This window comes from Enterobacter ludwigii, assembly GCA_023023105.1.
Classification (GTDB): domain Bacteria; phylum Pseudomonadota; class Gammaproteobacteria; order Enterobacterales; family Enterobacteriaceae; genus Enterobacter; species Enterobacter adelaidei.
In genome coordinates this window covers 3,244,628-3,257,760 of record CP083824.1, presented here as the reverse complement: position 1 = coordinate 3,257,760, position 13,133 = coordinate 3,244,628, and the positions used below count along the sequence as shown (strand labels likewise).

Below are 13,133 nucleotides of genomic sequence, written 5' to 3'. Positions count from 1 at the left end.
TCCGGGGCTGTTAATTCAGCCTCATTCAACTGTTTGCAGGAGCTAAAAATGGCAGTTTCTCTCGTAAAAGGCGGCAACGTATCTCTGACCAAAGAAGCACCAACCATGAATGTCGCTATGGTTGGTCTGGGCTGGGATGCCCGTGTAACCGATGGTCAGGGTTTTGACCTTGACGCTTCCGTATTCGCAGTAGGTGAAGACGGTAAAGTGCTGTCAGATGCCCATTTCATTTTCTTCAATAATAAAACCAGCCCTGATGGCGCAGTAGAGCACCAGGGCGACAACCGTACTGGTGAAGGCGACGGCGACGATGAGCAGGTCAAAATTGATCTGACCAAAGTCTCAGCAGACATCAAAAAACTGGTGTTTGCCGTTACCATCTATGATGCAGAAGCTCGTAAACAAAACTTCGGCATGGTGAGCAACAGCTTCATGCGCGTTTACAACAACGACAACGGCACGGAAATTGCCCGTTTCGATCTGTCTGAAGACGCCTCAACTGAAACCGCAATGGTCTTCGGTGAACTGTATCGCCATGGCGCTGAGTGGAAGTTTAAAGCTGTCGGCCAGGGTTTTGCCGGTGGCCTGTCAGCGCTTGCTTCCCAGCACGGCGTCAATGTCTAAAAGACGCTGAGTCTGACCCCGGCAATGCCGGGGTTTTTTTTGGGTAACGATCCGCTATCAGCTGTTGAATCTGAGAAAGGGGGCCGGGCGTTTTCAGAAAGCAGAGTAATGTTAATTCTGGCGTGAACCTTTTTGCAGGATCCGGGTTTATCTATGGTTGCTGGTTAAGCCAGTATTCCGTGCCTTATATCAACAGCATGCCCCTCGGATATATGTTACTTTTGCGATTTATGAAGGAACGGGATCTGGAACATAAGATACCCGGGCAATGAAAATTCAAATTCAACAGGTATAGAAACTTCAGCGTGATGAAATATGGTGTCACACCATATTTACGCCTCACCGAATATCCAGCGTCCTGAACTAAGCCTGGGGAACATATATAAACGCTGCGCTTTAAAAATAATCAAAAATCAGGAGAGTTAATATGAATCTACAATCCGGGTAATGATACCAACGTGTTGATTTCGTATTTTCACTGACACCAGGATCATCCTGATGTTACAAGGATTGAATGACTACAGATTAAAATAGTCATCAACAGGTTGACAGCATTACCGGTAACCCGTTTCAGCTCTTTCTGGAGACGGTGGATCTCGGCCTGAGCATCTGACTGTTCTTTATTAGTGGAAGAATCCGGACCGTACTTCTTTATCCATGCATAAAGGCTGTGGGTGGTGATATCGAGACGTGTTGCAACTCTGGAAACAGAATAACCGCGATCAACAACCTGTTTGACTGCTTCAGTTTTAAACTCTTCGGGATAACGCTTACCGCTCATGGGCACCTCTCTTTAAGCCATCTTAAATGACTCTGAGGTGTCTGTTAAACCCGTGGCGATTCATTTTAGGCATAAAAAAAGACCTCAGTTGAGGTCTATTTACATACTGTTGGTGCGAAGGCCGAACTCGAATCGGCTCTTCATTAACTAACTCTGGCAACGTTTCCATCCAATCGCAATCCATCCAAATAGTCCCCATACCACTGCATCATCTCTTTCCTCCCTTCAAGATACTGCGCATGGTTATAGGTCCCGCGAATCGCGTTCTTGTCCACATGCGCGAGCTGGGTCTCAATCCAAGCAGTGTTGAATCCTTCCTCATGCAAGATTGTGCTCATGGTGTGACGAAAACCATGTCCGGTTGCTCTCTTATCGTAACCAATCCTTTTAATAACCATATTGATGCTGGCTTCGCTCATTGGTTTATTAACATCGTTTCGACCTGCAAAGATAAACTGGTAAGTACCGGTCAATTGCTTTAGTTGCCGAAGTGCTGCTAAGGATTGAGCAGAAAGGGGCACTATGTGGGGTCGCCTCATCTTCATTCTACTTTTCGGTATTTCCCAGATATGGTTTTCGAAGTCGATTTCACTCCATTCTGCCATACGTAATTCGACGGTTCGTAAGCCCGTAAGCATGAGTAGTCGGGTCGCCAGAAGCGTTACTAGACTGCCGGTGTATTGTGAAAGCTTTTGTAAAAACTCGGGTAGCTCAGCAGCAGTAAGAAAGGGATAATGTTGTTTCTCGTACCCCTGTAAAGCACTACCAAGATCAGCCGCAGGGTTGTACTCGGCTCGGCCAGTAACAATAGCGTAACGGAACACTTCGCTACAACGTTGGCGCACTTTACTGGCAAGCTCCGGCGCACCTCGCTTTTCCATACGCTGCAATACAGACAGAAGCTCCAGTGGCTTTATCTCATTAACCGGCTGCGATCCAACAAAGGGAAATACATTGTTTTTGAAGGCCCGGTTAACATAGTCAGCGTAGTTTTTTGACCAGCCAGAAACTTTTGCGTTGTACCACTCAACCGCTATCGCTTCAAAAGTATTCGTAACCGATAGTTTTTGGGCAAGTAGTTCGGCTTTTTTAACTTCACCGGGATCTTTATCATTTGCCAATGTTTTTCTCGCTTCATCGCGCTTAGTGCGGGCTTCCGCAAGTGAGATGTCAGGATAGGTTCCGAACGAGAGTTTTTTCTCTTTACCGGCAAATCGATACTTCATTCGCCAGTACTTTGAACCGTTAGTATTGACCATGAGATAGAGCCCTCCGCCATCAGCGAGTTTATAGGCTTTATCTCTGGGCTTTGCAGTCTCGACCTGACGAGCATTCAGTGGCATTTGGGGGCCTCATTTTCCGTTGAACAGGATAAGCCCCCACTTAGGCCCCCAAACGTTTATTGATTCACGTAGATATGGGTAGACTTCAGTTGACGTCGCATAGCCTGAGAAGAGGGGTTATGGCTGATTATAAAAGGTTTTTATTGAATTCGGTAGACATCAGGAGAGTTATATCTGGTGTCCCCTGCAGGAATCGAACCTGCAACTAGCCCTTAGGAGGGGCTCGTTATATCCATTTAACTAAGGGGACGAGGCGGCACGAGTATAACGTTATTTACACTTTGCGTTAAGCGCATTGCCGCCTGACTGCTCAAAGAGTCACCATTCATGCCGATTTTTTTGTCGATTTATCATCATTTTCCCGTGCCTTAAGCTCTGCTTTGCGTTTGTTCGACATGTCGTTACGGATTTGCGCATGGCTCAACAGCGCGAAGATGAATGTCCCGCCGCAGATGTTGCCCGCAAGCGTCGGCAGGGCGAATGGCCAGAAAAAATCGCTCCAGTGAAGTGTGCCATTAAAGACCAGATAGAGTATTTCAACGCTACCCACCACGATATGCGTCGTGTCAGCCAGCGCAATCAGCCAGGTCATCAAGATGATTACCACAATTTTAGCGCTGCCGGCTGAAGGAAACATCCAGACCATCGTGGCGATAATCCAGCCGGAGATGATGGCATTGGAGAACATTTCAGCTGGCGTATTTTTCATCACATCCATGCCAATTTTCACAAACGCATCGCGGGTGGGTTCATCAAATATCGGCATATATTCAAATGCCCAGGCCGCGACGCCTGTACCGATGATATTGCCCAGCAGGACCACGCTCCACAGACGCATCAGTAAACCGAAATTACCGAGGGTAGGGTTTTGCATTACTGGCAGAACGGCGGTAACGGTGTTTTCCGTAAACAGCTGCTGCCGCGCCATGATGACGATAATGAAGCCGAAGGTATAGCCGAGATTCTCGAGTAAAAACCCGCCGGGCACACCTTCCAGTTGCACATGAAAGATGCCTTTAGCAAGCAGAGAAGCCCCCATTGAAAGCCCGGCAGCGATAGCTGACCAGAATAGGGCCATGGCATCACGTTCCATCTCTTTTTCGCCATCCTGGCGAATATGCTCGTGGATCGCCATCGCGCGGGAGGGGAGGCGATCTTCGTCAACTTCTATCTTCTTGCCGCGGGCTTTCTCTTCGCTCTCAATTTCAATCTTCTCATTACTTTTTCCCACTTTTTCTTCGCCTACTTCTTTCATAATTACTCCCGCAGGTTGATTTTCTTCTAAGCGTAGCGGTTTTTATTGGGCTGCCTGTGGGGAAGCTCTTAAATTGGTGGCAATAGCAACAAAGGTGAGACATCTCTTTCAAACACATTATAAAATTGCCAGCGAAACGAATTCCAAAAGCCAGGCTATGCTGAGATCAGAGTCACGCTGGTTACTGCCCGTAATTGTGCTCATGGACATCGGTAAACGTGCTGTTACAATCGCTTGCATGTTTACAGGCGGAGCATTAAAGGCTCCGTTACGGATGGCAATCAACGATAGCCAAACTGAACAGGGAGATATTTATGAAACTTCGGCTGTCGGCGCTTGCGCTGGGTGCGACGATGCTTGTGGGCTGCGCCAGCTCTGGGGAGCAAACGGGACGCTCCGATCCTCTCGAAGGATTTAACCGCTCAATGTATAGCTTCAACTACAACGTGCTGGACCCGTATGTGGTTCGCCCGGTGGCAGTGGCATGGCGCGATTATGTTCCGCAACCCGCGCGTAATGGGTTAAGCAATTTTACCAGCAACCTCGAAGAGCCTGCGGTAATGGTGAACTACTTCCTGCAGGGTGACCCGTATCAGGGGATGGTGCATTTTACTCGCTTCTTCCTGAACTCTCTGTTGGGGATGGGGGGCTTCATTGATGTTGCAGGTATGGCCAACCCGAAACTGCAGCGTGAACAGCCGCACCGGTTCGGTAGTACTCTGGGGCATTATGGCGTAGGTTACGGCCCGTATGTCCATCTGCCGTTCTATGGCAGTTTCACCGTCCGTGATGATGGTGGCGATATGGTGGATACGCTGTATCCGGTTCTGTCGTGGCTAACCTGGCCGCTGTCGATTGGTAAATGGACGGTGGAAGGGATTGAAACACGTGCGCAACTGCTCGACTCTGATGGTCTGCTGCGTCAGTCTTCTGACCCGTATATTATGGTTCGCGAAGCGTACTTCCAGAATCATGACTTTATTGCCAACGGCGGTAAGCTGAAGCCGGAAGAGAATCCAAACGCGAAGGCCATCGAAAACGAATTAAAAGACATTGATTCGCAGTAAATAAAAAAGGTGAGCGATGCTCACCTTTTTTGATCCCGCGCGATTAGAACGCGTAGTTGAAGTTAGTACCGAACAGCCAGGCTTTACCTTCAGAACGGAACTCGTACGGACCTTCTTTGATGGTCACGGACTGACCGTGCATGTAAGAGGCACCTACGTCAACAGAAGCATCTTTATTGAACGCATAAGTCGCACCTGCGCTCAGCCAGAAGCGGTCCTGATCCGGGATAGAAATGGAACGTGTCTGAGCCGGAACCGGGCTATCATCAAAGGCAATACCGGTACGGAAGGTCCAGTTAGTATCGTAGTAGTAGGTGGTACCCAGCGCGATACGATAAGAGTCTTTGAAGCTCTCATCCTTATAGAAAAGCGTCTGGCCATTAGAGCCGGTCGCTTTCAGCTCCTGGAACTGACTCCAGCTGGTATAAGCCATGCTGTAGTGAATTGCCCATTGTGGCGCAACCTTGTTGTAACCTGAAACTTCCCACATTTCTGGCAGGTTAAGCGTCAGAGAGCCCGGAATAGTTCTGCCACCAGTTGGATACGGGAAACCTGGGACGGCGGTGTTCATGTTGCTGTTGTAATCTCCGTCGAAGTCGATTTTAACTTCAGAACGGTAGGTCAAACCCCAACGGTTGTTTTTATCCAGCTCATACAGAATACCCGCGTTCCAGCCATAACCCCACTCGCTGCCTTTCAGGCGTGCAATTTGGGTGTCGGCAGGGATGGCGGCCAGTTGTTTGGCTTTGGCGATGGCGGCCGGGCGTGCTGCCGCAGGCAGGTTTGGTACCTGAGAGAGAATCTGACCGGCAGCCAGCATACCGGCGTCACCTGCATAGCGCTCGATTTTAGCATCGGCGTAAACCGCATCAAAACCAAGACCAAAGCTCCAGTTGTCGTTCAGGCGATAAGCGCCGCTCAGGTTCAGGTTTACGGTTTTCAGGTCAGTTTTACCGCCCATTGTGCCCGCTGCATAGTTATCGCCATATTCAGTCGCCAGACCAAAGTTAGAGGTCACTGATGCCCCCCAACCAAACTGGTCGTTAATAGGTGCAACAAAATGTACGTTTGGAACCCAGGCGCTTGGGGCGATGTTGTCCGCATTCAGGCTCTTACCGGACGGCGATTTACCAGAAATATTAACATCCGGGTCAATATAGACAGCACCAGCAGAGAACGTTGGGCGGTCAAACATCATAATCAGTGCCGGGTTACGACTTGCGTTACCCGCATCATCAGCGATGGCGCCTTCCCCGGAATATGCGCGGCCAAGGCCAGAGGAAGAAAATTCGTTTAACTGAAAGCCCGCTGACCATGCGGAAGTGGAGACGAGTGCCACTGCGACTGCCAGCGCAGTCTTGTTGAACAGGGTTTTCTGGCTCATGACCATAACCTCATTGAGTTATTTTTATTCAATAATTGTTACATACCGTAACAGGAGCGCGAAGTGTAGGGTCTGAGGTATGACAGACAAATCAGACCAGTGGCGTGAGTATAGGTCTGACCAGCAGGAATGTTGCAAGTTTGTTTATTAATATTTTCAAACATGTTTCTTGAAACGAGATCTGCTTGGCAAAAATGTGACCATCGCGACTCACCCAAAAGGGGGGTTTTTGTTTTAGATCATTTTTTAGTGTGATATTGGTCACTTATCCGATTTTGCGCCATTAACGGCTGGAGAGAGCCAGCGTCGGGGCGTAAAATATCAGCATCGTGTTTATCTCGCGCATTGCGCGAATACAGAGGAAATTGAGCTATGAGTAAATGCAGTGCTGATGAAACCCCGGTTTGCTGCTGTATGGATGTTGGCACCATCATGGACAACTCCGATTGCACCGCCTCTTACAGCCGTGTATTCACTAACCGTGCCGAAGCGGAAGAGACCCTGACCGCGCTGAGCAAGCGTGCGCGTGATGTGGAATCCGATCCGTGTGAAATCAAGTCGACCTTTACCGAAGTGGAAGGTGGCGTGAAGCTGGATATCGACTTTGTGTTCGCCTGCGAAGCAGAAACGCTGATTTTCCAGTTGGGTCTGCGTTAATTCTTTTTGCCCGCTGACATACCTCGTAAATGCCTCTGCCATGCAGGGGCATTTTCTTTTTCTTCTCTGTGTTTTAGCTCGCACTTTTTCGTTTCCCTGATTGGCTGAATGTAAAAAAATGGTTAAGACTATTATCAGGTCAGACCACTTATGTTTGCGCAAAATATTTTACAGGGGAGTGTTATGAGTCAGGCATTACCGCTTATTACCCGTCAGGGCGATCGCATTGCCATCGTCAGTGGATTGCGTACGCCATTTGCGCGTCAGGCAACGGCGTTTCATGGCATACCGGCCGTTGACCTCGGGAAAATGGTGGTGGGGGAGATGCTGGCTCGCAGCGAAATTCCGCCAGAGGTCATCGAACAGCTGGTTTTCGGTCAGGTCGTGCAGATGCCTGAAGCACCGAATATTGCGCGGGAAATCGTCCTCGGTACCGGAATGAATGTCCATACTGATGCCTACAGCGTCAGCCGCGCGTGCGCGACCAGCTTCCAGGCTGTAGCGAACGTGGCTGAAAGCCTGATGGCGGGCACCATTCGTGCCGGGATCGCCGGCGGGGCGGACTCCTCTTCGGTACTGCCGATCGGGGTCAGTAAAAAGCTGGCGCGCATCCTGGTTGATGCCAACAAAGCCCGCACAACCGGACAAAAGCTCAAACTCTTCTCTCGTTTACGCCTGCGCGATCTCATGCCTGTGCCTCCTGCCGTAGCGGAATATTCCACGGGTCTGCGCATGGGCGATACCGCCGAGCAGATGGCGAAGACCTATGGCATTACCCGCGAGCAGCAGGATGCGCTGGCCCACCGTTCACATCAGCTGGCAGCGAAAGCCTGGTCTGAAGGTAAACTGGCTGATGAAGTGATGACCGCTTATATCCCGCCATACCGTGAACCGCTCGCCGAAGATAACAATATCCGCGGCACCTCGACGCTGGCAGATTATGCAAAACTGCGCCCTGCGTTTGACCGCAAACATGGCACGGTAACCGCGGCTAACAGTACGCCACTGACGGACGGCGCTGCTGCGGTGATCCTGATGACCGAATCCCGCGCGAAAGAGCTGGGTATCACTCCCCTGGGCTATTTGCGCAGCTACGCTTTTACCGCCATTGATGTCTGGCAGGACATGCTGTTAGGGCCTGCCTGGTCCACGCCGCTGGCACTGGATCGCGCAGGGCTGACGCTGGCTGATTTAACCCTGATTGATATGCACGAAGCCTTTGCCGCACAAACCCTGGCAAACGTGCAGTTACTGGCAAGCGAGCGTTTTGCGCGAGATGTGCTGGGCCGCGCCCATGCCACAGGCGAAGTCGATCAGAGTAAATTCAACGTGCTGGGCGGCTCTATCGCCTACGGTCATCCGTTTGCCGCCACAGGGGCGAGGATGATCACGCAAACATTACACGAGCTACGTCGCCGTGGCGGCGGGTTTGGCCTTGTTACCGCCTGTGCGGCGGGTGGACTTGGTGCAGCAATGGTTCTGGAGGCTGAATAATGGATATGCCATCTGCATTTAATCTGACGGTTCGCCTCGATAACGTGGCCGTTATCACTATTGATGTGCCTGATGAAAAGATGAATACCCTGAAGGCTGAATTTGGTGTTCAGGTGCGCGCGATGCTAAAGCAGATCCGCGACAACAAAGCCATTCGTGGCCTGGTGTTTATCTCTGCCAAGCCGGACAACTTTATTGCCGGAGCCGACATTAACATGATCGCCCGGGCGCAAAGCGCGCTGGAAGCCGAAGAGCTGGCGCGTCAGGGCCAGCAGGTGATGGCGGAGATCAACGCTCTGCCGATCCCGGTGATTGCCGCGATCCACGGCGCATGTCTGGGCGGAGGGCTGGAGCTGGCGCTGGCCTGTCATAGCCGTATCTGTACCGATGACGCAAAAACCATTCTGGGTCTGCCGGAAGTGCAGTTAGGACTTCTGCCAGGCTCCGGCGGAACGCAGCGTCTGCCACGCCTTGTGGGGGTCAGCACTGCACTCGAAATGATCCTGACGGGTAAGCAACTGCGTGCCCGCCAGGCCCTGAAAGCCGGCCTGGTTGATGAAGTGGTTCCTCATTCCATTTTGCTGGAGGCTGCCGTCGAACTGGCTCTGAAAGGACGCCAGGCTAAACGTCCTCTACCCGTGCGTGAACGCGTTCTGGCCGGGCCGTTGGGACGTGCTTTGCTGTTCAGTATGGTGGGTAAAAAGACTGAGCAGAAAACCAAAGGCAACTACCCGGCGGCGAAGCGAATTCTTGAGGTTATTGAAACAGGGCTATCGCAGGGCAGCAGTAGCGGTTATGCCGCTGAGGCAAAAGCCTTCGGTGAACTGGCGATGACGCCGCAGTCGCAGGCACTGCGCAGCATTTTCTTTGCCAGCACTGAGGTGAAAAAAGATCCGGGCAGTGAGGCTAAACCTGCTCCGCTACGCGCCGTTGGCGTACTGGGTGGTGGGCTAATGGGCGGCGGAATATCTTTTGTTACCGCAAGCAAAGGTAAATTGCCTGTACGTATCAAAGACATCGCTGCGAAAGGGATCAACCACGCGCTGCAGTATAGCTGGCAGAACCTTGATCAGAAGGTCAAACGCCGCCATATCAGGGCAAGCGAGCGTGATAAAACCCTGGCGATGATCTCCGGTACGACGGATTACAGTGGTTTTGCGCATCGCGATCTGGTGATTGAAGCCGTGTTTGAGGATCTGGCGCTTAAGCAGCAGATGGTGGCAGACGTTGAGCTACATTGCGCCCCGCACACCATTTTTGCCTCAAACACGTCGTCATTGCCGATTGGCGATATCGCGGCGAAAGCCGTGCGTCCGGAGCAGGTGATTGGCCTGCACTTCTTTAGCCCGGTAGAAAAAATGCCGCTGGTGGAAGTGATCCCGCATGCCACAACCAGCCCGCAAACCATCGCCACCGTGGTGAAACTGGCCAAAATGCAGGGTAAGACACCGATCGTTGTGGCGGACAAAGCCGGTTTTTACGTTAACCGCATTCTGGCTCCCTATATTAATGAAGCCATGCGGTTGCTGACAGAAGGCGAGAAAATCGAGCACGTCGACGAGGCGCTCGTCAAGTTTGGTTTCCCTGTTGGGCCAATCCAACTTTTGGATGAGGTGGGAATAGACACCGGAACTAAAATTATACCTGTGCTGGAAGCCGCTTATGGCGATCGTTTTACCCCGCCTGCAAATATTGTTTCTGCAATTTTGAAGGACGATCGCAAAGGCAGAAAAAATGAACGCGGTTTCTATCTTTACGGCGCGAAAGGGCGTAAAAGCAAGAAACAGGTCGACCCTTCTGTTTATGGGCTTATTTCGACCGCCGGTCAGGGAAAACTGTCTGCCGTTCAGTGTGCTGAACGGTGTGTGATGATGATGCTCAATGAAGCGGCGCGCTGCTTTGGTGAGCAGGTTATCAGGAGCGCGCGTGATGGTGACATCGGCGCGGTATTCGGCATTGGTTTCCCGCCGTTCCTTGGCGGCCCGTTCCGTTACATGGATACGCTTGGTGCGGGTGAAGTGGTTGCTATCATGCAACGTTTGGCCTCGCAGTATGGTCCACGGTTTACACCGTGTGACGAATTATTGCAGATGGCGGAACAGGGCCAGACATTTTGGCCTGTAAGGGAAACTGTCCTCGTAAGTTGAGGTCAAAGAAGGGTAAATCCTGAAGTGAATGAATCTGTTCTGGCGATTTTGTAAACAGAGATTGACTATACTTACGCCATTGAGGTAAAAAACAGCGTTTCATTCACCGAATGGATCAGGCACAATGCCCGGCCATCGGGTTTTCTACCTCTCAGCAGTTATCGCGGGTAGTTAACGCCGGTGATTCTGGTTAACAAAAGCGGTGCAATATGCAAGTTTTTATCATGCGTCACGGCGACGCGGCACTCGATGCCGCCAGTGACTCAGTACGTCCTTTGACCGTCTGTGGCTGCGACGAATCTCGTCTGATGGCGACCTGGCTTAAAGGTCAAAAAGTGGACATCGAGCGCGTTCTGGTGAGTCCGTTCCTGCGTGCAGAACAGACGCTGGACATGGTAGGGGAGTGTATGAACCTGCCTGCCAGTGTGGATGTTCTCCCTGAACTCACCCCGTGTGGCGATGTAGGCCTTGTCAGCGCTTATCTTCAGGAGCTGTACAATGAAGGTGTCGCTTCCGCGCTGGTCATTTCCCACCTGCCACTGGTTGGCTATCTGGTATCTGAGCTTTGCCCGGGTGAGACTCCGCCGATGTTCACTACCTCCGCCATTGCCAATGTCACTCTCGACGAAACGGGCAGAGGTACCTTCAACTGGCAGATGAGTCCGTGCAACCTGAAGATGGCAAAAGCGATCTGATGTGACGTGTGCTATAGCGGGGAGCAGAGCATGCTTCCCGCTGTTCTGTCAGGGTAATTCTGGCGGCTGCCACTCTTCTACTTCAATCAACACCAGCAATGCGGCATCTCCGCCGTACTCTTTGGGTGCCTGATGAAAAGCCATCACGTGCGGATGTTGAGCCAGCCACAGGGGTGTTTGTTGCTTGAGAATATGTTTGCCGTGGCCGTGCATCACGCAAGTGCAAAAAACATGTTCACGGCGACAGGCCGCAATTAAAGCTCCCAGCTCCTGCTTCGCCTGCATCTGCGTCAAACCATGCAGATCGAGAAACAGCTCGGGTGAATAATCCCCACGGCGTAATTTCTTCAGCTCAAAATGGCTGACGTCTTCACGAACATACTTCACCGCCCCTTGCGTATTGAGCAGCGGCTGAAATTCATCTGAAAAATAGTGGCTGTTATCCGCCTGCTCCTGCAGCAGCCGTTTGACCGGTACTTCGCTGATTTTTTTACGCTGTGGGCGATGGACAATAGTGTCCTGCGCGATTTTACGCGTCCCGGTCATCAGCTGTCGGAAGAGCGCCTGATCCTCCTCGCTGAGCGATGTTTTCTTTTTCATTTGTCATTCTCATCTCGTATTTCCGATAGTGTAACCGACTAAACGCATTTTTTAACCTCAAGCGGCACGCGTCATTGCTGATTTATCGCCGTCTTCATGGCAAACTAGCCGCCGAAAATTATGCGAGCATGCCCTGGAGGAAAGAGTGGATAAAATTTTTGTCGATGAAGCAGTAAACGAGCTGCATACCATACAGGACATGTTGCGCTGGTCGGTTAGCCGCTTCAGTGCCGCCAATATCTGGTACGGTCACGGTACCGATAACCCGTGGGATGAGGCTGTTCAGCTGGTGCTGCCGTCTCTCTATCTGCCGCTGGATATTCCTGAAGACATGCGTACCGCGCGCCTGACCTCAAGCGAAAAACACCGCATTGTTGAACGTGTGATCCGCCGCGTGAACGAGCGTATTCCGGTCGCCTACCTGACTAACAAAGCCTGGTTCTGCGGCCACGAGTTTTATGTCGATGAGCGCGTGCTGGTGCCGCGCTCGCCAATTGGCGAGCTGATTAATAACCACTTTGAAGGTCTGATCGGCCATCAGCCGCAACACATTCTGGATATGTGTACCGGCAGTGGCTGCATCGCCATCGCCTGCGCGTATGCTTTCCCGGAAGCGGAAGTGGACGCAGTGGATATCTCCACCGACGCGCTGGCTGTCACCGAGCACAACATTGAAGAACATGGTTTGATTCACCACGTTACGCCAATTCGCTCCGATCTGTTCCGCGACCTGCCAACGTTGCAATACGATCTCATCGTCACTAACCCGCCGTACGTTGATGCGGAAGACATGTCCGATCTGCCGAACGAATATCGCCATGAGCCGGAGCTGGGTCTGGCGTCAGGCTCTGACGGCCTGAAGCTGACGCGTCGCATCCTGGCCTGCGCGCCGGATTATCTGACCGACGACGGTGTTCTGATTTGTGAAGTAGGCAACAGCATGGTACATCTGATAGAGCAGTACCCGGATGTGCCGTTCACCTGGCTTGAGTTCGACAACGGCGGTGACGGCGTCTTTATGCTGACCAAAGCGCAGCTGCTCGACGCGCGTGAACACTTCAGTATCTATAAAGATTAATCCAGCGG

At 51.6% G+C, this 13,133-nt stretch carries 11 protein-coding genes, 1 tRNA gene and 1 pseudogene; 7 read left to right on the top strand and 6 right to left on the bottom strand.

The genetic code is table 11. The features are described from left to right. The first annotated feature begins 48 nt into the window (after positions 1-48). Positions 49-624, top strand: a complete 576-nt coding sequence (locus LCD46_15755) for a TerD family protein (GenBank protein ID UOY69525.1) — start codon at positions 49-51, stop codon at positions 622-624. A gap of 559 nt (positions 625-1,183) precedes the next feature. On the opposite strand, the pseudogene LCD46_15750 reads toward LCD46_15755, so the two are convergent. The 4 genes and pseudogenes from LCD46_15750 to LCD46_15735 all read right to left on the bottom strand — a co-directional run bounded on the left by LCD46_15750 (position 1,184) and on the right by LCD46_15735 (position 4,003). Next, positions 1,184-1,405: pseudogene (locus tag LCD46_15750) on the bottom strand (transposase). Between the two features lie 143 nt (positions 1,406-1,548). After that, the gene (locus tag LCD46_15745; GenBank protein ID UOY69524.1) at positions 1,549-2,748 is read right to left on the bottom strand and encodes a tyrosine-type recombinase/integrase; all 1,200 of its coding nucleotides are present in this window, start codon (positions 2,746-2,748) and stop codon (positions 1,549-1,551) included. Between the two features lie 175 nt (positions 2,749-2,923). Continuing rightward, positions 2,924-2,998: transfer RNA gene (locus LCD46_15740), tRNA-Arg, on the bottom strand. A 75-nt stretch (positions 2,999-3,073) separates the two neighbouring features. Next, positions 3,074-4,003, bottom strand: a complete 930-nt coding sequence (locus tag LCD46_15735) for a formate/nitrite transporter family protein (protein ID UOY69523.1) — start codon at positions 4,001-4,003, stop codon at positions 3,074-3,076. A 314-nt stretch (positions 4,004-4,317) separates the two neighbouring features. Between LCD46_15735 and mlaA the strand changes: the two genes are divergently transcribed. Continuing rightward, complete coding sequence (mlaA, locus tag LCD46_15730; GenBank protein UOY69522.1) at positions 4,318-5,070, top strand: phospholipid-binding lipoprotein MlaA; 753 nt, start codon at positions 4,318-4,320, stop codon at positions 5,068-5,070. A 43-nt stretch (positions 5,071-5,113) separates the two neighbouring features. On the opposite strand, the gene fadL is transcribed toward mlaA, so the two are convergent. Next, complete coding sequence (fadL, locus tag LCD46_15725; GenBank protein UOY69521.1) at positions 5,114-6,454, bottom strand: long-chain fatty acid transporter FadL; 1,341 nt, start codon at positions 6,452-6,454, stop codon at positions 5,114-5,116. Between the two features lie 372 nt (positions 6,455-6,826). On the opposite strand from fadL, the gene LCD46_15720 reads away from it, so the two are divergent. From LCD46_15720 to sixA, 4 genes are all read left to right on the top strand, one after another. Beyond that, a complete protein-coding gene (locus tag LCD46_15720; GenBank protein UOY69520.1) occupies positions 6,827-7,111 on the top strand; it encodes a YfcZ/YiiS family protein in 285 nt (94 codons plus the stop codon). Between the two features lie 183 nt (positions 7,112-7,294). Beyond that, on the top strand, positions 7,295-8,605 hold the full coding sequence (gene fadI, locus LCD46_15715) for an acetyl-CoA C-acyltransferase FadI (GenBank protein UOY69519.1): 1,311 nt from the start codon (positions 7,295-7,297) through the stop codon (positions 8,603-8,605). Continuing rightward, a complete protein-coding gene (fadJ, locus tag LCD46_15710) occupies positions 8,605-10,752 on the top strand; it encodes a fatty acid oxidation complex subunit alpha FadJ (GenBank protein UOY69518.1) in 2,148 nt (715 codons plus the stop codon). Before fadI ends, fadJ begins: the two co-directional genes overlap by 1 nt. Positions 10,753-10,961: 209 nt before the next feature. Then, positions 10,962-11,447: a phosphohistidine phosphatase SixA gene (gene sixA / locus LCD46_15705; protein UOY69517.1), complete on the top strand. Its 486-nt coding sequence runs from the start codon at positions 10,962-10,964 to the stop codon at positions 11,445-11,447. A gap of 48 nt (positions 11,448-11,495) precedes the next feature. On the opposite strand, the gene smrB is transcribed toward sixA, so the two are convergent. Next, positions 11,496-12,047 carry an endonuclease SmrB gene (gene smrB, locus LCD46_15700; protein ID UOY69516.1) on the bottom strand — a complete coding sequence of 184 codons (552 nt, stop codon included), beginning with the start codon at positions 12,045-12,047 and terminating at the stop codon, positions 11,496-11,498. A 145-nt stretch (positions 12,048-12,192) separates the two neighbouring features. Between smrB and prmB the strand changes: the two genes are divergently transcribed. Then, complete coding sequence (prmB, locus tag LCD46_15695; protein ID UOY69515.1) at positions 12,193-13,125, top strand: 50S ribosomal protein L3 N(5)-glutamine methyltransferase; 933 nt, start codon at positions 12,193-12,195, stop codon at positions 13,123-13,125. Positions 13,126-13,133: the final 8 nt, after the last annotated feature.